This window comes from Dermatophilus congolensis, assembly GCF_900447215.1.
In the GTDB taxonomy this organism is placed as follows: Bacteria; Actinomycetota; Actinomycetes; order Actinomycetales; family Dermatophilaceae; genus Dermatophilus; species Dermatophilus congolensis_A.
This window is the reverse complement of record NZ_UFYA01000001.1, coordinates 2,211,735-2,231,932: the sequence shown is the minus strand read 5'-3', so window position 1 is coordinate 2,231,932 and position 20,198 is coordinate 2,211,735. Positions and strand designations below refer to the sequence as shown.

The following is a 20,198-nucleotide window of genomic DNA, read 5'->3' as shown; positions in this document are numbered from 1 at the left end:
TTTCTCCTTGTAGATTGTGGTTGAGGTAAGAGCAATATGTGTTCGTTCCTCTGGGAGGATGCCTCCATGTGTGCTGCTCTTCCCCAGGTGGTAGGTGCGAATTTGAACCCTGCCGCCCGCGCGATCTTCGACTGGATCCTTGCCTCCGATCTGGTTCAGGGAGATCCGCTGCCGGTGGAGCAGGAACTAGCTGAGCAGTTCACGATGGCGCGCGGCACGGTACGTGAAGCGATTCGGGAGCTGCGAGCTTTGGGGATTGTTGAAGTTCGTCGTGACCTGGGCACGTATGTGGGCGCGGCATCGATTGACGCGATCCGGCCGAGTCTGGTGTTCCGGTCACTGAAGTCACCTACTGGTGGGGATAGCTGTCGCGACTTGGCAGGCATGCGGGAGCTGGTTGAAGTGCGGGCATTGCTTGAATGCTCACTGGTGGCAGAAGTGACGGGGACGTTGTCGCCGCAGACGGGGCAGCGGCTCATGGAGTTGGCCTCCCGGATGGATGGGACGTCCTCTCACGCTGAAGACGATCGGTCTTTTCACCAGTTGCTGTACTCCGGTGTCTCGAATGCCTTAGCTACGGAGCTGATTGATGTGTTTTGGGATGCGTTCCATTGCGCGCAGGACCGCATCCCGTCAACTCCTGCGGTCAGTGCCACGAGCCAGCAGCACCTGCTGATTGCTCAGTGCGTCATGGGGGATGACCCGAACGCTTCGCGGCAGGCGATGTGGCATCACTTCGATGACATTCGTTCCCGGTTGGCGTTGGCTCACCGCGCTGCGCGGTGAGCTGTGTGTTCTTCACTGCTGCAGGGCGTTCACGAACCATCCGGTGATGCTGGTGGGGTGGGTGATCGCTGTTCCTACCACCACGCTGTGTGCACCTAGGTCGAGTGCTTGTCGTGCTTGAGCGGGGGTGTGTATACGTCCTTCAGCCACTACTGGGCGTGCACCATCGAGGTGGTGCACCAGCTGTTCGATGACTTCTAGGTCAGGTCCGTCGCTGCGGGGGCGTTCATCGGTGTATCCGCACAAGGTGGTGCCGATCAGGTCTGCCCCGGCTTCGGCTGCGGCTAGGCCATCGGCGAGGGATCCGCAGTCGGCCATGACGGGAAGGTCAAACTCTTCTTTGAACCGGGTGATTGTTTCGGCCAGGGTGAGTCCGTCGGGGCGGGGGCGTCGGGTTCCATCCAGGGCGATCACGTCGGCGCCAGCAAGTGCGACAGCGCGGGCGTGACGCAGGGTTGGGGTGATGAAAACTCCCTGTTCGCCGGCTTTCCAGATGCCGATAACAGGGACTGTGGTGCGTCCTTTGACTGCTGCCACATCAGCGATCCCTTGGGCCCGCACAGCGACAGCGCCGCCGTGTTCAACAGCGGCAGCCATTTGGGCCATGGTTTCGGGGTGGCGTAGGGGTTCACCTGGGTAGGCCTGGCAGGACACTACGAGTCCGCCGCGCATTTTCTCGATCATCGTGTTTTCTTTCCGCATGGGCAGGGGTTTATTGGAGCATGCCGACGCGGCGCAGCACGGCAGCTACGCGTTCGACGTTTTCCCCGGTGAGGGTGGGGGTGGGAACGCTCATTGTGTTGCTGGTGATGATGCCGAGCAGGTGCATCGCTGTTTTGAAGGCGCCGACTCCGGCTGCTGGGCCAGTGACACCGACCGGGGCGAACACGATCTCGAACAGGGCTGCGGCTGTGTCTTGTTCGGCGCGTACCGCAGCCCAGTCGCCTTCACGATAGGCCTTGTACATGGCGACGTAGGGGCGGGCGTCAACATTGGCTAAGCCGGGAACAACACCGTCGGCCCCGGACATGAACGCTCCGTCAACGACTACCTCGTGCCCGGTCAGCACGGATAGAGGTGACCCGGCGGCTTTGTTGGCTGTGACCAGACGGCGGAAGGAGACGTCGTCACCGGAAGAATCTTTCACTCCGGCTATGGCGCCTTCTCTCCCCAGCTCGACAAGGAGGTCTACGGGCAGTTTTACGTGAACGCATACGGGCAGGTCGTAGGCGAAGATAGGCAGGTTGGTGGCGTGATGGAGTGCACGGAAGTGGTTACTGATTTCGGTGGGGCCGGTGATGGCGTAGAACGGCGCGGTGGCGACGACAGCGTCGACTCCGATGTGTTCGGCGCGGCGGATGTGGCTGATTACTCGCCGAGTTTCGGTGTCGATCACGCCAGCCAGGATGGGTGCGCGTCCGGCGGTGATGCGTACTGCTTCTTGTAGGACGTGGTCGCGCATGTCATCTTCGAAGAACGCCACTTCGGAGGTTGATCCGAGAATGAAGAGGCCGTCGACGCCGTGGGTAAGGAGACGGTTGATCACTTTCTCGAAGGAGGGAATGTCGAGTTCTCCCTGTTCGGTTAAGGGGGTGACTACTGGGGGGATAACGCCAGTGAAAGCAGTGCTCATAGGGGTGTTTTTCCGTTTCTAGCTTGGTTGGTTGATGAACGTGTTCAGGCGTGTGCGGGCGGTTTTTCGTTGACGATTTCTCGGGAGAGCAGCATGTTTTTTTGCGCTGTTTCGAAATCTGCTCGGTCGGTGGGGCGTATGGCTTCGGGGGCGAAAAGTTTCTGCAACTGGTAGGGGAAGTTGAAGGCGATCATGGCGATGACGATTGCGGTGAACGTGAGGGACAAGATGCATAACGTCCAGCCCAGCCCCCATGCGGCGGGTAGTAACCCTCCGGAGCCGGTTTTTGGATCGCCGGCCAGGGCGATGCCGAGAACGGGTGCGATTGCTCCGCCGAGGGCACCGACGTTGTAGGAGAACCCGAGCCCTGCGGCGCGTTTGTCAACAGAGAAATAGTTGGCGATGAACTTGGGTAGTAGCCCAGCGATTCCTTGCCCGAACATTTGCTGCACGAAGATGAACACGCCGAGCAGCACGATCCACCAGAGCGAGGAATGCACCATGTCTCGGCTGATTAGAAACACTGGCAGGATCAACACTTCGGAGAACAGCAGCGAGCACCAGTAGGCCTTGCGGGTGCCGAACCGGTCTCCGAGGAATCCGGCCATGATGCAGCCTGCTGCGGCGCCGAAGGATGTGGCCGTGACCAGGTTTGATGCCACTTCTGTGCTCATTCCCAGGGCTTGTTTGTAGTAGGTGGGGAGCAGGGCTTGCAGGGGCCAGGAGTACATGAATGCGGCGAAAACGGTGAGCATCACGCCCACTCCGACCGGCCAGCGGCGCCCTTCGAACTGCACCATGTAGCTGACCATTACTGCTGCTACGAGTGCCCATAGCAATATTTGGATTCCGCCGGAAACGCTGTCTTTGAACAGGTAGAGCACTACGAGTGAGGAGAACGCTACGAGTGCTGCTGCGACGTTGGCGATGCTGCGACTGGTGGTGGTTGCGAACAGGATCGAGACCATGTCGGTGCGTTGAATTGTGTGGCCGGCTGCTTCTAGGCGTTCTTGTTCGGCGCGCATCTGGGCGTAGTCGCCGGCTTCGGGGAGTGCGCGGCGTAGCCACAGTGCTAAACCGATCGGGATGATCCCCAGCGCGAACAGGATGCGCCAGGCGTATGGTTCGGCGGGGGTTGCGCTGCATAGGTGTTCGATGAGGGCGTAGACCTGTGCGGTGATTCCGGCGCCGATGGAGAACCCGGAGATGAGGAATCCGGAGGCTTTGTTGCGTAGGTGGGTGGGCCAGGATTCGATGACGTAGGTGGCGCTGGAGCCGTATTCGCCGGCCATGCCCATGCCGATGCAGACGCGGGCAGCGAATATCACCCAGAACCAGGGGGCGATTGCGCATAGGACTGATCCTCCTGCGTAAAGGAGGATCGAGATGACCATGGCTTCTTTGCGGCCGAAGCGGTCTCCGACTGCTCCGAGTAGGAGGCCACCGAACCATCGGGCTATGAAGGCTGCTGATACCAAGGTCGCGGTCATTGCGGCGTTGACCTGGAATGTTGTGCCGATTTCTGTCAAGACCAGAGTGATCATGACGAAGTCGAATCCGTCTAGCAGGTATCCGACCCAGGCAGCCCAGAATGATTTCCATTGGGTGGGGGTGAGTTCAGTGCGCCACGAAGTGCTGGGCGCCGTTGCCGTAGTCACGTGGCTCCTATCTCGGTGTAGTGGAGGAACGGGGGGCTCGCAGGGTGTGTGGTGGATGTGTCCGTGTGTGGTGGTTTCTTTCTGATGTGGTTGGTGGGTACTCCACACCCTAGATGTAGGACGTCCAATGTCTGGTGTGGAGTGTTCACGAGTGCGTGTTGTCACACGGGGTAAACCAGACCCGGTAATCCACCACTACCGAATAGCTTGAGGTGTTTGCTCTTCAAGGGGTTCTGTTTGGGTGTGGCGCAATCCATGCTGCTCGCGCCGGGTAAACGCCCTGAGTGTGACCGGGTGGGCTGGGTCAGCTTTCGTGGACGGTTTGGCCGAATGTGTATCGGTCAGCTCGGTACCGATGCTCCCCGTATTCCAGGGGGGTGCCGGTGGCGTCGAAACCAGTGCGAGCCATGGTTAAGACCGGGATGTGTGGGTCTTCTAGGCGTAGGTGGCGGCGTTCGTGTGCGGTGGCGGAGCGTGCACCGATGGTTTGTTGGGCTACGCAAGGGCGTTGTCCGTGGCTGCGCAGCCACGCATAGAGGCTGCCGTGGTCGATTTCGGTGGCGGTCACCTCAGCGAAAGCCGGTGGGAGCCAGTTGCACAGGATCGCTAGGGGCTGGTTGTTCATGTAGCGCAAGCGTTCGATTTTCACTAGCCCGGTGTGCGAGGGCAGGTGGAGCGCTTCGGCAGCTGGTGGGTAGGTGGAGTCGGTGTCGAGGGTGAGCAGTTCGGTGCGGGGTTCGTGTCCGGCTTGGAGGAGATCGTCGTAGAGGCTGGTGAGCTCGCCGCGTCGGTGCGTGACTTGGTGAGCGACGGTGGTGCCGATGCCGCGGCGGCGTACGAGTAGGCCGCGAGTGACCATTTCGCAGATAGCTTGACGGACGGTGGGTCGGGACAGGTCGAGGCGGTGGGCGAGGTCGACCTCTTTCTCGATGGGGTCCCCAGGTCTGAGGGTGCCGTTGTGGATGGCGGCGGTGAGTTGGGTGGCGAGCTGTTGGTAGAGGGGAACGGTGCTGCTCCGGTCGATGTCAACGGGCAGTTCGCGGGTCACGTCTTCCAGGATAGGTGGCGTTGAGCGGGGGGAGTGCGATGAATGAGGACCGTTCGCCAAGCTAGGTATCTATGTCTGGACATAATCTTCGGAACGGATTGCTTGTGCAGCGGTAGATCCCGTGTTTTCGGGTGAATTCGCAGCAGAATCAGTGATGTGTTGACTTTCATGTCAATACTTGAAGATTGGTACAGTCGCGGTGGTGCCGTTCGGTGCCTGCACAAACGACCGCACACAGGTCACGAAAGAGGGGGATGGGCGTGCAGCGTTCACGACGTGTCATGCTCTCGCTGAGCGCGTTATTCGCGGTGACCTTCGCGGTGGCGGGCTGTTCCGCCACAGGGGGGCGCCTCAATGCTGAACGCAACGCTCAAGTAGTGGGTGCAGCGCCCAAGTTCATGACGGTCGCGTTCATTAGTCACGCTGCTCCTGGGGACACGTTCTGGGATGTGGTGCGTAAAGGCGCTGAAGATGCAGCGGTTAAAGACGGCGTCGTCCTGGAATACACCTCAGATCCCAACGGCGCTAACCAAGCCAACCTGATACGACAAGCCATCGATAAGAAAGTCGATGGCATCGCTGTCACTTTGGCGAAACCGGATGCGTTGAGTGCCCAGGTGAAAGCAGCCCGCGAGGCAGGGATCAGCGTGGTGGGGCTCAACGGCGGTCAGGAAGCGTGGAAGTCGGTGGGGGCGTTGTCGTTTTTTGGGCAGGATGACCGGGTCGCGGGTAAAGCGGCAGGTGAGCGGCTTGTAGCGGAGGGCGCGCAGAAAGCTCTATGCGTCGTCCATGAGCAAGGCAATGTTGGCCATGAGGCGCGCTGCGCAGGTGTGGCAGATGCTTTCCCCGCCACGGAGAAGTTGTATGTCGACGGCACGGACATGGCTGATGTGCAAACCAAGATCACTGCCAAGCTCCAGGAAGACCCATCTGTTACTCATGTGGTGGCGTTGGGGGCTCCGTTCGCGATCACTGCGTCGAAAGCGGTCCAGGATGCGGGTAGTTCGGCGGCCACGGTGACTTTCGATCTTTCTAAAGAAGCAGTCCGGCATATCAAGAATGGCTCTATCCGCTGGGCTGTTGATCAGCAGCCGTATTTGCAGGGCTATTTGGCCGTGGATGCGTTGTGGTTGAACAAAACGAACGGGAATGTCACTGGTGGTGGCCAGCCAGTGTTTACGGGCCCAGCGTTCGTGGACGCGAAAAACATTGACGCAGTTTCTCGCTATGTCGAGGCAGGTAAACGATGAGTGCTGGCGTGGTTTCTGTGGTTGAGGGGGCACATGAGGACCGTGTCCGTGATCGTGGCTGGTTCCGGGGTGTGTTGACGCGGCCGGAGGTGGGGTCGTTTTTCGGGCTGGCTGCGGTGTTTGTGTTGTTTTTCGCGGTGTCGCCGGCGTTCCGGAACATCGCGAATGTGGGCACGGTGCTGTATGCGGCTTCCACGATCGGGGTGGTTGCGGTGGGGGTGGCGTTCCTCATGATTGGTGGCGAGTTTGATTTGTCGACGGGGGTGGCTGCTACCACCTCGGGTCTGTCGGCGTCGTTGGGGGCGTGGTATTTCGGGTTGAACGTGTGGGTAGGGGTGGTGTTCGCGCTGCTTGTTTCTGTGGGGGTCGGTTACCTGAACGGGTGGCTGCTCACACGCACCGGGTTGCCGAGTTTCTTGGTGACGTTGGGGACTTTTTTCGCTTTGCAGGGCGTGAACCTTGGTGTTACTCGCTGGGTGACGGGTTCTGTTGCTTCTCCGACGATCTCTGACATGCAGGGCTGGGATAGCGCGCATGCCGTGTTTGCTAGCAGTGTGCAGGTGGGTCCGGTGACAGTCCGCGCGATCGTGGTGTATTGGGTGGTGTTGACGGCGGTGGCGTCGTGGGTGCTGCTGCGCACACGGGTGGGGAACTGGGTTTTCGCGGTGGGGGGTGATCCGGATGCGGCGCGGGCGATGGGGGTGCCGGTGCGGGCTGTGCAGGTGGGGTTGTTCATGTTTGTTGGTTTTTGTGCCTGGCTTCTCGGTATGCATTTGTTGTTTGAGTACCAGGTAGTGCAGTCCGGTGAGGGGGTTGGTAAGGAGTTCGTGTTCATCATTGCCGCGGTGGTGGGAGGCTGTTTGATGACTGGTGGGTATGGGTCTGTGGTGGGGGCGTTCACGGGTGCGCTGATTTTCGGTATGACCCAGCTGGGCATCAACTATGCGGGATGGAACCCTGATTGGTTCTCCAGTTTTCTTGGGGTGATGTTGCTTTTGGCGTGTGTGGTGAATTTGTACATTCGGCGGAGGGTGGCTGGGCGATGAGTGAGGTCGCTGCTGGTGCGCCGCTGTTGCGGTTGAGTGGGGTTGGTAAGTCGTACGGCAATGTTGATGCTCTTCGCGGCGTGGATCTGACTGTCCGGGCGGGGGAGGTGACGTGTGTTCTGGGCGATAACGGTGCCGGTAAGTCCACGTTGATCAAGATCATTGCGGGTCTTCATTCGCATACGTCGGGCACGTTTGAGGTGGAGGGCGTTTCGACAGTGTTTTCTTCGCCGCGTCAGGCGCATGCTGCTGGTATCGCGACTGTGTATCAGGATTTGGCGTTGGCGCCGTTGTTGAGTGTGTGGCGGAATTTTTTCCTTGGCCATGAGTTGACACGGGGGTTTGGTCGTCTTGATGTCGCGGCGATGAAGGAGGTGGCGGGGCGTGAGTTGCGCAGGATCGGGATCGATGTGCCTGATGTGGATCGTCCGGTGGGGGCGCTTTCTGGTGGGCAGCGGCAATGTATCGCTATCGCGCGGGCGGTGTTTTTCGGCGCGAAGGTGGTAGTGTTGGATGAGCCGACGGCTGCGTTGGGGGTGAAGCAGTCTGGTGTGGTGTTGCGGTATATCGACCGGATGCGCAGGGACGGTATTGGGGTGGTGTTTATTACGCATAACCCGCAGCATGCTTATTTGGTGGGTGATCATTTCGTGGTGCTCACGCTGGGCAGGGTTGCGTTGGCAGCTGACCGCGCCGATATCACCGTTGATGAGCTCACCACACACATGGCTGGCGGGACCGAGCTCGCTGACCTCGCAGCAGAACTCACCCGCCCCTAACAACGAGCATCAGTAGATGCAAAAAGCTGCCATTGATAGCTAATAATTGTTTTTCTCTATGTGGGATTCTCTATTTGATTTTTCGATTCCGTGCCAGAAGGTAGTTCTGCGAGCTGGATATTCCTGTGTAAATACAGCCCTATCAATGTAAGGAATTTATCGCTCCTTAAGAAGAAGCACAGTGCTAAAAATGGAATAACAACAGAAACCATTCCTGGAATAATGGTATCGGGAAAGTAGGGGAGAATCACCACTACTTGAAGAAGAAAGCTTAATATCATCAGTATATGGAGCAGGAAAAAGAAATGCACTAGTCCAGTTTTCCCGTTTTTTGCTCGATTAATAATTGAATCGACGGCTGAATCGACAGCAAACACTAGGAAAATCATTAAAAATATTAATATTATCAGTAAGGCTAAGGATTTTTCTTTAGGGATTTGGAAAACTGGGGCGAACGGTATCATGGTGCTGATTATGAACACCGCTAGTAGTGCTAACCAAGGGGAGTTCTTTATGTATATGAGTACTCTCTTTCTGAAGGGTATCAGTAGGGTTAGGTTTGCTCGGTCTGGGGTGTATGTGGAGTAGGTTTTATACGCCTCTTTGAGGTTTTTTAATCGAGCTTCCTCGGTCAGTCTTCGTATGTTTTTTGTTTCTTCTGACTGTTCTTGTATGGCTAATAAGAAGCAGTGAAGTATAGTGCTTATGAGGGGCAATATAAAGACCATAAGGCTTTCTTTGTCGGGTATTCTGATGCTAAGGCAGCTGAGTGTTGCTGCAACATAGAGCCAAAGAGGGCAAACTCGATCGAGCGTAACTTCTCTTGCTGTACCTTCAGCATGTTCTTCCCTTGGGGATTTATTCTTGACTGTTTCTTTTTGCTTGTATAGTAAGCCGGTTCCCGCGATTAGTAATGATATGGATACTGTAAGTGAGCTCTGCTCTGCGGGTAAATTAAGGAATTTTAGAGTTGGGTAAGCAAATAAGGCATCCCATCCCCTTAGTAGGGTTATATTGTTTGAGTGTTCTATTAAGGTATTTAGAGCAGTGGGGCCATGTGTTGTAATGACAATTGAGAATAAAAAGAATGCATCGGATGTGTGTATCTTTTTTATTTCAGAGTTCACTTCATGTAGATCATCCTTTGGGTTGATGAGCTCCACATGGGGGAGTCCTTTTTCCTACTAGAACTCGCTCCATTAGGGAAGGCTTCCTGAGTCTCTCCTCTTGAGTCTCTTTTTTCTGAAATGGAAATAATCTCATTTTCACCTGTTTCTCCTTCTGGGGTTAAATGGATATTTGTTAAAGTTAAGTAATTTTATTTGCAAATTGATGTCAAGCTGATTCGGTTTCGGTGAAAAGAGCAGCAGGGTTTACTCGTCTGGGGCTAGCGGCTACACCACATGCGAAGAGAATTAACGCGACGGCCCAAGATAAATCTGGCTGGCCCGTGGCCGTGACGACCCCGCCGGGCTGTTTAGGCCAAAAAGCACAGTCTGTGCCGCAGTCGGCAGAAAAGGCGAAGACGCTAAACCCCAAACCACACCGATAGTTGTCGGGGCAAGCCATAACAATCCCGCAGGCACCCAGCAGCCCACCACAGCAGCAAACCCCAGGCAGCCCACATACGTACGCGCCGCAGCACCCCACCCAAAAACTCCCGGATCTGCAGGAAGCGCAGCCACAAGACCAGCAACACCGGCCATTAGCGCCACCCCCAGATAACACAAACGCAACCAACTGCTAGAACGTGCGCACGTCTCATCCACCAGCGCTGTTCGTGAAACCAAGCCACTGCTCCACGCCACCGTCATCAAAATCGGTAACCAGAGCGCCAATGGGGCCCGCCCCTCCGCCTGAGCCAAACCATCAACCGACCTCAGCCCGCGTGCAGCAGCCCACCCCACACCCGAAATCAGCACCGTCGCCACCAAAGACTCCGGTATGTGCCGAGCCCGAGCCCACACCCACCAGCCACCCTCAATAAACCTCATGAGCCAACACTCTCCGGTTCTGTTGCGACCAACCGCTGCACTGAGGGCACATCACACGTGATCGAGGCCTGCAACCAACGCCGAAACCAATCCCGGTACTCCCGCGAAGCAGGCCCCTTTCCCACAAATAACGGTTCCAGCGAAGGAACCGAAGGCGCCGTGGCGCACCGCCCAGCAGCAAGACTCGTCACGAAATCTTCAACCGCCCGCTTGGAGTTCGGTAAAGCCTGCCTGGGAGTGAGCGAACGTTGAGTAGGCAACCCGACCCTCGGCCACAAAGTTTCAGCAGCACCGATTGCAGGGGCCGTATCAACCAGATACACCGTCCTCGGCAGCTCATCAGCAAGAGCACTGTGCTGGTAAATCTCACGCATCGTGTGCGCCGCGGCTGTGACGTAACCCCGATTCTCCGCAAGGGTGCACACCACCGGCCCAGAACCGGCACACACCAACGCTGTCCGCGGCGCCTTATCGATCGGATCAGCAGCAACCGCAGAAGCTGGCAGAAAAACATGCACCGCCACCACGAAGGCATACCCAAACACAGCGACAACTGCAGGCATCACAAGAAAACGAGTCAACGAACCAACAACAGCGCCGACCACGCACGCCAAACCATCCCCAGCCATCAACCCCATCAACACCCACACCCACCCGGCACCTACCTGACCACCACCTACAACAGCCACACCCAGCAGCACCGCTGTAGCCAATAACCTGGCCAACCACGCGCCAAGCAACAACGGCACACCATCTAAAACCCACTGAGCCCACCGTGATCGCGGCAGCGACGGCAACACGTTCTGCACACCCAAACGACGACGATGCCCCTGAGACCAGCACGCCCACGCAGCCACAGCCGGGGCTGACACGGCCCACCCGGTAGCCATGCTTGCCACCGCCAACGAAGGCGAACCACCCCACATGCTGATATCCATCCAGGCAAGCCCGACTTCCACAAATGTCAGCACAGCCAATGCAGCAACAGCGAAAGATTCCTTCGCGCTGAGGGCAACGATGCGCACTGCCTGTCTCATGCGCCGATCAAGCGCACATACGCATCCTCGAATGATTCCCCCGAGCCAGTCATGGAAGCGACATCACCAGCATGAACGACGTGCCCTTGACGTAGCAGCAGAACCGAATCGGCGCTTCGTTCCACATCATCAGGCAAGTGAGTCGACATGATCACGCAAGCCCCTTCGGTAGCCAGTTCACGCACTGTCCGGGCTAGGGCGATGCGTTGAGCTATATCGAGACCAGCAGTCGGCTCATCCAGGACGACCAACTGTGGCCGGGCCAGAATTGCCTGCGCGATCCCTAAACGTCGCCGCATCCCACCAGACAAGGAACGCACAGAATCATCTGCACGCTCGTGCAAGCCACATAACTCCAACGCCCGGGAAATACTCGACGCCGTGGCACTCGAAGGTATCTGCCGCATCCACGCGAAATACTGCAGATTCTCTAGAACACTCAACCGCGGGTAAAACCGGATGTCTTGGGGCAAATACCCCATGATGCGCCGCATTCCAGTGACGTCTTCACCAGATAGCCCAGCGAAAGACCAACTGCCCGCATCAGGGCGCCTGGACGTAGACAGAACCGACATGAGAGAAGACTTTCCCGCACCGTTTGGACCCAGAAGCGCGTGCACACCCTCACCCACAGACCAAGAAAAGCCCGACAATGCCCACCGGCTTTGGTAACGCACCCCGAGCTGCTCACACCTCAACGATGCATCCACGCCCGAAGCGCCCTTCTCTGGCACAAAAGAACTCACCTATCGATCATCGATGGAAGACAACAGCAGCATGGGCCCGTTTCACAGGTTTCCTTCTTACCTCGTCACCCCTCCAGCCAGTGCCCCCCGGTGGGGCTACCCCAGCCCCCACGGGTCTTGAGGCGTGGAAGACCGGCAGGGCAGGTAACTAGCCATGGTGGCCACGTGCGGCAACCCAGACCACGCGCGATGATCACCGACCACATACAGCCGGGTGGCCGCGCGGCTAGCAGCAACATTCACCAGATTCGGGGTCGCAGCAGCCCAATGACGCGCTCCCGGTTTAGAAGGATCACCGCCCAGCACAAACAGCACCGCCTGGGCTTCTTGCCCTTGCGCCGTGTGAACAGTCCCTGCACGCACGGGCTTGCCTAACCGGTCAGGAAACCGTCTAAGCGCCTCGGCCATGTCACGGAACGGCGAGATAACAATGATTTCGTCGGCAGGAATAGCAGCAGCCCCTGTAGGAGCAGCTCCATCCAACAAATTCCGCGTGAGTTGCTCAGCAATGGCCAGATCATCACGTAGCGCGTGCCCACTTCCAGCAGCGGCAGGCACATGCAGCCAACACGATTCAGGAAGTTCAGCGACCACTTCCTCACCATGTGCCAGCTGGTAGGAGCGGGACTGCTTTCCCTGAATCATCAGCCCCCCGTAAGCCACAGTGTTAGAGATCGTGAACATCGGTTCATCGCAGCGCCGGTGCACACGCAACGGAGTCCCTACCCACAGACGCTCATCCCCCGAACCAAGCCACGTCCCCCACGAATTACACCGATCCGCGACACCCTGAGCCGACGTCAACGACGGCAAAGCACAATCCGGGACCTGATGAACACCAGCAATATTGGCCTCAGCCTTAGTAGGAAGCGTCACGATAGGGGTGAGCTGAAGCGGATCACCAACAACCAAAGCACGCTGGGCACGCCACAAAGCCCCAACAGCAGCTTGCGGTGTCGCCTGGCCAGCCTCGTCAATAAACACCCACCCCAACGACTCACTACCCACATGGCTAAACATCCGCCCAAAAGACGCAAAAGTGGTCGACACCACCGGCACCACCAGAAAGAACGTTTGCCAAGCAGCCAACACAGCACACGGATCAACATCTTCAGGAACATCTCCGCGGACAACATCCATCACCGCCCGCATCGACTGCACCAGCGACGCTTCACCTGCCTCACCAGTGGCGCACTGCTCAAACCACACACGATGCAGCCGCAAAGCAGCAAGAAAAACCTCACTACGAGCACGATTGAGCGCAGCCTCGCTCCACGGCGCAGTGAGCTCGCGGGAACGCTCATCCTCAAACCAGGCAGCATCGGGATACGCAGCCCCCCACCGGCGCCGGTCCCTATCAGTCACCACTGCCAGCTCTGCTATTTCTTCACGGCAACGCGCCTGGCGTTTTTGCGCCCCCACCACATCACTGTGTAGACGCACCAGGCGCTCGCGGGAATTGGTTGAGGCCTCCAGGGTGCGGGCGTGTGCTGTGGCTGCGGCTTCAGCAGCGATACGTAGCGGCGCTGCGCTTTGGTGCCAGGCTCGGCGTGCTGCGCCGAAGGTAACCAGTGTTTTCCACCATCCGGGACGCGAACGTTGGTGTTCGGCTAGGTGGGCGTTGGCGTGGTCGAGCTGGGCTGTTGCGATGTCGTGTGCCCGCGTGGTTTCGCTGTGATGCTCAGTAGCGTAGTGATGGTGTTGGGTGAGCTCTGCTTCATGTTTTTCGAGCGTGTGCAGCTGCTGTTGTAGATCGAGGGTGCGCTTGATGCGCTTATCTGCGCAGCTGGCTTCATGGATAAGTTCGTCGACGCGTTCGAGGGCGTCGCGGAACGCGTGGACTGTTTCGTCCCAGGAGGCGGTGGGATTGCTGGAGGCATTTTCGAGGAAGTACCGGAAAGTTTTCGGTTCGTTTTCCCATTGACGTTTGTTGGTCCAAAACGCGTCTGCGAAGGCTCTGCGGTTGCTGCGGTTGCCGAGCCGGGCAGCGATCATTCCCCAGGCATCGGTGTCGTTGTTGTTGCAGCGGCGGACATGGGTGGCGATGTCGCGTAAGTAGTCGGCATCTTTCCACGTCTCTGCGATGGAGTCGGTGGCGGGTAGCTCGTCGGAGATGTTTTCAACGGCTTTGTTGTTACTGGAGGTGACAACCATCTCGAAGCCGGTGAGTTCGGGGTGGATGAGGTGAACAATTCGGGTGTAGTCGCCGACTCTCCAGCGTTTCTTTTCGCCGGTGAATGCATCTCGTGGATGGTCCAGGGCTGCGAGTCGACGAGCCCGTTCGACAACGAGACCAGCGAAGACATCGCGCAGGAGGGTGGTTTTTCCGGTGCCTGGCGGTCCGTTGACTGAGCGCAGTGTGCGGGTGTTCTCGCGCAGGTCACGCAGGGAGAGGTTGACTGCTAATTGTTGGCTTGTTGCTAGGGAGTGTGCGGGGTTGGTCGGCCAGCGCCCGTAGGGCATTGCTGCAGGGCTGATTGCCGGGTAGGTCTTGTGGGGTGTGGTGACGGTATCGGTTCGGTGTGGTGGTTCGTGACCGGCAGCACCAGCGAGGTAGGTGGTCAGGGTGGGGGAGGCGGTTGCATTGTCGATTGCTGTTGCGGCGCGTGCGAGATCTTCCAGAATGAAGCTGTTGAGAAAGTCGCTGGTGTAGTCGTCGTTATCGGGGTTGATGGCGCGGCTTTGGATGCGAGCGATGGTGGCCACGGGTAGGGGATCGCGGGTGGCCGGTTCGTGGTTTTCTCCTGGCGGGGGAGCGAAGGTGTAAGAGCGAGGAAGTCCGGTAGCTGTGCGGGTGAGGCGGCCTAGGTGGAGGAGTAGCTCGGGGGTGATGAAGCGGCTGTCTTCGGGGTCGTGGGTGTCGAGTTCGACGAGTTCGGTGACTGTTTCGATGTATGTCTTGGATGCTTTCGTGAATTCCGTGAACCAGTGATCGTGGCGGTGGGCTGAGCGCAGCGCTCGGCCCAATCCCCAGGCGGCACTGGATAGGACGATTGAGTCTGGAATTAGGCGGCCGTGTTCGTCGACGCTGAAGCAGGCGGCAGCGGATTGACCGAGGGGGCGCGCGTCGTGTGCTTCAAGGATGGGGGCGTAGATGTGGTCGAGGCATTCGTACATGGCCGTGAGGTCGTATATCCATAGGTAGACCGTGTGGCGCCATACGTGGCCGGGTTTGATGTTTCGCCGTGCGAGGTAGCTTCCTGATTGCCAGGGCAGGGGCATTCCAGAGCGCCAGTTGATGGAGGGAAACATTTGGTCTGCTGGTGCTGCTTTTTTCACTGTTTGGGGTGAAAACAGCTCCATGTCTTGCCAGGCTTTGATGACCTGGTTCTGGCTGCGTGCCTGTGACATCGGTGTCCTCCATGACGTGGCTGCCGCTCACCTTATCGGGCAGCCCGGCAGGAGGTGTGGCCACTGTGTTGTTCCGCCAGGGGTAGTCGTTCATGTAGCGGAGGTTCTTAAAGGTTTAGGAGTAGCGAGCATCCCCGATCAGGCATGCTGTGACAGCATTTCTGGAGACCAATTAGCCAGGTTGAGTTTGCTGTGGCTGCTGCTTCGGCGTCCAGAAACACCGCTTCTCGACGAACCGACAAACCATCTTGATGACGGTGCGGTGGAGATACTCGCGCACACGTTGCGTGACTGGCCTGGTCCGGTCCTTCTGGCCAACCACGACAGGTGGTTCCTTGATACAGAAATCTCACACTTGATCGACCTCGATACCCGCCCTGAGAAACATGCGGCTAGAACAGAAAACCACGGCATTACTGGAGTGTGTAAATTTTCTGGAACGTATTCAGAATATGTCGCTCAGGTGGAACTAGAGAGACAACGATGGCAGGAGCAATTCCAGCGAGAACAAAACTAACTCAAACGTCGACGTTCCAGAGTTCACTCAGATCACAGTGTGGGGCATGAGGGGCGCGGCCCTCGCTCTGAAGTGAGGAAATCCAAAAAGTTCTACGCATACCGCAACGCCACTGTTGTTTCACGCAGGGTGAATAATGCGCGTACCGCGTTGCAACGTCTCGATAAAGAAAAAGGATGATACCATCCCAGCGGCTCAAATTCGCAGGAATGCCAGGTGAGAAAAACAGGAAAGCTCCAGGCTGTCCCGTAAGTGTTAATGCGATAGCTGCGAATAGCAGAATCAAGTCCACAACATTCTGCTTATCGCAGGTGAATCTCTCCTCAAAGAAAGTATAAATAGATCAGGGGAAAGATTACTTCTCGAAGTGTCTGTGGAACAATCGGCTCGCCAAAAACAATTTCGATTCCCGCTGAGGCCCGCGTCGCACTCCTCTATTAAGTTGCGCTCCTCTATTAAGAAGTACACCTCACCAGCTCCACTGCCAGGGAACCTGCATCGATGCCCTAGGTGAAGAAACAGTTACAAAAACACCACGAGAACACTTCGGGTTACTACTCGGCTTCTGCTTCGAAAAAATCACAGACCTAAGTATCGGTCAGAAAAGAAAAACCTTTCGAAACATTCGAAGGAACACTCATCGTTACTTCACATGACCGGTGGCTCAGAGAACGATGGAATAGCCAAAAACTACGTCTCTGAGCGCACCGTCAGAAAAACCGCTTCAGCCTGCGTGTGGATCATTCAGCGACAAATAAATAGTCTCCAAATACTCCTCAATCCCCTCACCGCCACCCTCTCGGCCTAAACCAGCCTGCTTCACCCCACCGAACGGTGCCGCCGCATCAGAAAGCACACCTCGGTTAACGCCAATCATCCCCACCTCCAACACATCACCCATCCGCAACACCCGATCCATGTCCCGGGTAAACACATACCCGGCCAACCCCACCTCAGAACGGTTCGCGATCTCCAACGCCTCCGCCTCATCCGAGAACGACACCACCGGAGCCACCGGGCCAAAAATCTCCTCACCCACAATTGCCGCATCCTTACCCACCCCCGACAGCACCGTCGGCGCATAAAACCAGCCAGCACCCTCCACTTGCTTACCGCCAGTCAACACCGACGCGCCCTCAGCAATAGCAGCATCCACCAATGACGCCACCCCCGCACGCGCCCCCTCAGAAACCAGCGGCCCCACATCGGTGCCATCAGCCAACCCATCACCCACCCGCAACTGACTAAACGCCTCCGCCAACCGAGACGCGAACTCATCCGCTATCGACTCATGCACGATGAACCGGTTCGCTGCCGTGCACGCCTCACCCATATTGCGCAGCTTGGCCGCTGTAGCCGCCTCCACCGCTACATCAAGATCAGCATCCTCAAACACAATGAACGGCGCATTTCCACCCAACTCCATCGACGTCCGCAGCACCCCCTGCGCCGCCTGCTTCAACAACGTCCGCCCCACACCCGTCGAACCTGTAAATGACAACTTCCGCAACCGAGGATCAGCAATCAATGCATCCGTCACATCGTGATCCACACTCGTCACCGCATTCACCACCCCCGCAGGCAACCCACAATCAGCCAACACCTTCGCAAACAACAACGTCGTCAACGGCGTCAACGTCGCCGGACGCAACACCACCGTGCACCCCGCCGCCAACGCAGGAGCCACCTTTCTCGTCGCCATCGCCAACGGGAAATTCCACGGAGTAATCAACAAGCACGGACCCACAGGACGTTTCGTCACTAAATGACGCATCGCCCCACCCGGAGAAGGACGATACGACCCACTCACCCGCGGAGCCTCCTCAGAAAACCACCGCAAAAATTCCGCCCCATACGCAACCTCACCCCGGGCCTCCGCCAGCGGCTTGCCCATCTCCAATGTCATCAACCGCGCGAAATCATCAGCCCGAGCAGTTACCGCCTCAAAAGCCCGCCGCAACAACTCACCACGGTCCCGAGGCGAGGTCCGCGCCCACGCAGCCGCCGCATCCACCGCCGCATCCAACGCTTCAACACCCTGTGCCACATCACAGTTGGCTACCTGCGCCAGCACCTCACCCGTCGCTGGGTTTTCTACATCCACCACACCCCGCGCTCCCTCACGCCACGAACCACCCACAAAAATTCCACGAGGTAGATCTGCAGGAAGAGAACGATCAACCAACTGAGTAGACATACGCGTAACGCCTCCGAGACCGGTGGCGGACGAAAACCTGGTTACGGGCATCGCCGCTCGTCCGCGCTCGACGAGGCCCATCCTTCCCCGCGAGCGTAGCCACTGAACCTCCTAAAGAACGCCTGAACCGCCCACGCCCCAAAGAAAAACACCTGGCCAGCAGATTTGTGTCTCTCGTGGTTGAAATACCCACACCTGACATGCAAGGCACAATGTCACGACGACCAGGCCAAGGGCAGCTACCTGGCCCGGCAGCAGATCGCACAAAGGACTAATTGTGGAAAACGACGGGACCGCTCCAGAGGGCACGGCTAAACAAACACGTGCCTCCAGAAGGCGCGCCAGCGGAGACACACCCAGCCGCAGCGGACGCCGACGAACCCGTCGTAACGACACCTCACCCACGCGCGGAGCTACCGAACTCACCTCGAACACTGCGACGAACAGCAGCAAAGCCCGCCTGTGGCTTCCCATGACCGCTTTCGTTGTCGCGCTCTGTCTGCTCGCTGGTCTGTCCACCTTCATCACTCTTAGAAGCGAATCGAACACTGCTGCTTTCGCTTCCTCTAAACCTGGGTGCGCCCGGCCACCAGCAGTCAAGGTGAGTGTTCCTCCCACCCTCGAACCCCTGGTACAGGCTGCGATTGATGAGGTCACCCCTAACACCTGCGCCAAATTTGAACTCACTGCCGAAACTGACGACGTCGTCCTAGCCTCTATCAAAGACCCAGGTAAACGACCTGCCTTGTGGCTTTCTGCAGCAGACACCCAAGTTGAACGCGCCCGTAGCCAAAACCCCAGCATCAACATGAATGCCTCGGACGTGCTCTACACCTCGCCCATCATCGTCGCTACCCCCAAAGAACGCGCCGCCCAAACCAAAAACGAAATCACCTGGAAAGCGCTGTTCGAACACCCCAAAGAACTCGCGCTGCCCAACCCTGAATCCAACGCCGCTGGCCTCCTAGGGTTGCTGTCCGCAGCCGCTTCTATCGGCATCCAGCCCCTGGAACACCCCACCACTGGTCCGCGCACGATCGCTCTCTTCCAGGCATCGCAGCCCGGCAACGTGCATCCAGCCGAACTGCCCACCAAAGCACCTGAATGGGGACAGGGTCTTTTCGTCACCTCAGAGCAAGCTTTCGCTGCCTACGCCAAAGAACACGCCGATTCCCCACTCGTTGCGTTGGCGCCCGAAGGTGGCTCCGTCTTCCTTAGCTACCGGGCTGTCACCATGCCCACCACCGACCCCAACACTGCTCACGCAACAGATGCTCTTATCCAAGCGCTGAGCAGCGAGGCAGGGCAGAAGCGCGCCACCGATGCTGGGTTCCGTAACGAAGAAGGCAAGGACGCCCCAGAGGTCCCTGCACCCGATGGCCCCACCCGCCTCAAAACTGACCGGATGGACCAGCCCTCCACCGAACACATCCGCAGCATCCTTACCCAATGGATGTCAGTCGCCCACGGCATGCGCTTGATCACCCTTGTAGATACCTCCCAGTCAATGGGAACCGTTGATGGCACTGCCGCAGCCGGTGGCGCCCCTGGCGCAGGCCCAGGTAACCGCATCACCCACGCTGCCGGGTCAGCGGCGAATGGTCTAGCTGGTCTGCCCAGCAACAACGACGTCGGTTTGTGGGAGTTCTCCCAAAACCCAGCCAAGCCAGGCAACTGGCGAGAAGTTGTTCCCTTTGGACCGCTCGGTGATGAAAAAAGTGATCAGCGCGGCAAACTCAAAGCAGCCGCACAAAGCATCCCTGGAGCAGTAGGCGGCAACACCCCGCTCTTCGACACATTGCTCGATGCCGTCCTGAAGCTACAAGAGGGCTACGACCCCAAACGTATGAATGTTGTCCTGGTACTCACTGACGGAAAAAACGACTCACCAGATTCGATGAACCTTTCTGGTCTGTCCAAAACGTTGCAGCGCATGACCAACAACGGTCGTCGTATTTCGGTGGCTGCAGTCGGAATCGGTAAGGACGTCGATCAGGGATCTTTGAAGAAGATCGCCGAAGTCACCAACGGAGCGTTCTACTACGCCGAAAAACCCGAGGACGTTGACCCGATGGTGGCCAAAGCTCTCCTGGACTTCTCACCAACCGCGAAGGCGGGCAACCCACTGCCCTGACCGGCAATGGGCACATGCTGCT

At 57.9% G+C, this 20,198-nt stretch carries 15 protein-coding genes; 5 read left to right on the top strand and 10 right to left on the bottom strand.

Annotated elements, in window-relative coordinates:
• The first annotated feature begins 36 nt into the window (after positions 1-36).
• Complete coding sequence (locus DXZ77_RS09775; RefSeq protein WP_220181630.1) at positions 37-786, top strand: FadR/GntR family transcriptional regulator; 750 nt, start codon at positions 37-39, stop codon at positions 784-786.
• Positions 787-798: 12 nt separating this feature from the next.
• Here the strand turns inward: DXZ77_RS09775 and DXZ77_RS09770 are convergent, their stop codons facing one another.
• The 4 genes from DXZ77_RS09770 to DXZ77_RS09755 all read right to left on the bottom strand — a co-directional run bounded on the left by DXZ77_RS09770 (position 799) and on the right by DXZ77_RS09755 (position 5,125).
• Positions 799-1,488, bottom strand: coding sequence for an N-acetylmannosamine-6-phosphate 2-epimerase (locus DXZ77_RS09770; protein ID WP_115031810.1), 690 nt, complete (start codon positions 1,486-1,488; stop codon positions 799-801).
• Between the two features lie 10 nt (positions 1,489-1,498).
• Positions 1,499-2,419 (bottom strand): dihydrodipicolinate synthase family protein, encoded by a 921-nt coding sequence (locus DXZ77_RS09765; protein ID WP_115031808.1) that lies wholly within the window; start codon positions 2,417-2,419, stop codon positions 1,499-1,501.
• Between the two features lie 44 nt (positions 2,420-2,463).
• Complete coding sequence (locus tag DXZ77_RS09760) at positions 2,464-4,077, bottom strand: MFS transporter (RefSeq protein WP_115031806.1); 1,614 nt, start codon at positions 4,075-4,077, stop codon at positions 2,464-2,466.
• A 304-nt stretch (positions 4,078-4,381) separates the two neighbouring features.
• The gene (locus DXZ77_RS09755; RefSeq protein ID WP_115031804.1) at positions 4,382-5,125 is read right to left on the bottom strand and encodes a GntR family transcriptional regulator; all 744 of its coding nucleotides are present in this window, start codon (positions 5,123-5,125) and stop codon (positions 4,382-4,384) included.
• A 398-nt stretch (positions 5,126-5,523) separates the two neighbouring features.
• Between DXZ77_RS09755 and DXZ77_RS09750 the strand changes: the two genes are divergently transcribed.
• From DXZ77_RS09750 to DXZ77_RS09740, 3 genes are read left to right on the top strand one after another with little or no spacing between them, the layout of a single operon-like run.
• A complete protein-coding gene (locus tag DXZ77_RS09750) occupies positions 5,524-6,375 on the top strand; it encodes a sugar ABC transporter substrate-binding protein (RefSeq protein ID WP_258553259.1) in 852 nt (283 codons plus the stop codon).
• Positions 6,372-7,421: an ABC transporter permease gene (locus DXZ77_RS09745; RefSeq protein WP_115031800.1), complete on the top strand. Its 1,050-nt coding sequence runs from the start codon at positions 6,372-6,374 to the stop codon at positions 7,419-7,421. Before DXZ77_RS09750 ends, DXZ77_RS09745 begins: the two co-directional genes overlap by 4 nt.
• A complete protein-coding gene (locus tag DXZ77_RS09740) occupies positions 7,418-8,200 on the top strand; it encodes an ATP-binding cassette domain-containing protein (protein WP_115031798.1) in 783 nt (260 codons plus the stop codon). Before DXZ77_RS09745 ends, DXZ77_RS09740 begins: the two co-directional genes overlap by 4 nt.
• A 56-nt stretch (positions 8,201-8,256) precedes the next feature.
• Here the strand turns inward: DXZ77_RS09740 and DXZ77_RS11880 are convergent, their stop codons facing one another.
• The 6 genes from DXZ77_RS11880 to DXZ77_RS09705 form a co-directional block, all read right to left on the bottom strand.
• Positions 8,257-9,363: a hypothetical protein gene (locus DXZ77_RS11880; protein WP_147279263.1), complete on the bottom strand. Its 1,107-nt coding sequence runs from the start codon at positions 9,361-9,363 to the stop codon at positions 8,257-8,259.
• Positions 9,364-9,615: 252 nt separating this feature from the next.
• Complete coding sequence (locus DXZ77_RS11875) at positions 9,616-10,194, bottom strand: hypothetical protein (RefSeq protein WP_147279262.1); 579 nt, start codon at positions 10,192-10,194, stop codon at positions 9,616-9,618.
• Complete coding sequence (locus DXZ77_RS11870; protein WP_147279261.1) at positions 10,191-11,231, bottom strand: hypothetical protein; 1,041 nt, start codon at positions 11,229-11,231, stop codon at positions 10,191-10,193. Before DXZ77_RS11870 ends, DXZ77_RS11875 begins: the two co-directional genes overlap by 4 nt.
• Positions 11,228-11,863 carry an ABC transporter ATP-binding protein gene (locus DXZ77_RS09720; RefSeq protein WP_371667521.1) on the bottom strand — a complete coding sequence of 212 codons (636 nt, stop codon included), beginning with the start codon at positions 11,861-11,863 and terminating at the stop codon, positions 11,228-11,230. The genes DXZ77_RS11870 and DXZ77_RS09720 overlap by 4 nt, the downstream gene beginning before the upstream one ends.
• Positions 11,864-12,073: 210 nt before the next feature.
• Positions 12,074-15,328, bottom strand: coding sequence for a DEAD/DEAH box helicase (locus DXZ77_RS09715; protein WP_115031789.1), 3,255 nt, complete (start codon positions 15,326-15,328; stop codon positions 12,074-12,076).
• A 1,241-nt stretch (positions 15,329-16,569) separates the two neighbouring features.
• Positions 16,570-18,042: an NAD-dependent succinate-semialdehyde dehydrogenase gene (locus tag DXZ77_RS09705; protein ID WP_115032860.1), complete on the bottom strand. Its 1,473-nt coding sequence runs from the start codon at positions 18,040-18,042 to the stop codon at positions 16,570-16,572.
• Between the two features lie 277 nt (positions 18,043-18,319).
• Between DXZ77_RS09705 and DXZ77_RS09700 the strand changes: the two genes are divergently transcribed.
• On the top strand, positions 18,320-20,176 hold the full coding sequence (locus tag DXZ77_RS09700; protein ID WP_115031785.1) for a substrate-binding domain-containing protein: 1,857 nt from the start codon (positions 18,320-18,322) through the stop codon (positions 20,174-20,176).
• Positions 20,177-20,198: the final 22 nt, after the last annotated feature.